Below are 383 nucleotides of genomic sequence, written 5' to 3'. Positions count from 1 at the left end.
CGTGCAGATCGTCGACATTCTGGGTGATGACGCTGACCTCAGCATGGTCCTGCCAGGCGGCGATCGCGCGATGCCCGTCGTTGGGTTCGACGTTGGCCACCAGATAATGGCGCCATAGGTACCATCCCCAGACCCGCTCGGGGTTGCGCAGCCAGCCTTGCGTGCTGGACAGCTCGTAAGGGTCGAATCGGGCCCACAATCCGTTCTTGTCATCGCGGAACGTCGGTACACCGCTTTCCGCGGAGATCCCCGCGCCGCTGAGCACCGCCACTCGCATCCCACAAACATAGCTGTGCTTGGTAGATACTGGGTACGTGGAGCTGCGGGATTGGTTACGGGTCGACGTGAAGGCGGGAAAGCCGTTGTTCGACCAGCTCAGAACC

1 pseudogene is annotated in these 383 nt (G+C 61.9%); it reads right to left on the bottom strand.

What is annotated here, in order from left to right:
• Nucleotides 1-277, bottom strand: a pseudogene (cobB, locus tag FMM79_RS04115) (NAD-dependent protein deacylase); the annotation flags it as partial.
• Nucleotides 278-383: the final 106 nt, after the last annotated feature.

Source organism: Novosphingobium sp. BW1 (assembly GCF_008107685.1).
GTDB lineage: Bacteria > Pseudomonadota > Alphaproteobacteria > Sphingomonadales > Sphingomonadaceae > Novosphingobium.
Note: the sequence above shows the minus strand (reverse complement) of the source record. Positions and strands in the feature narration are given on the sequence as shown.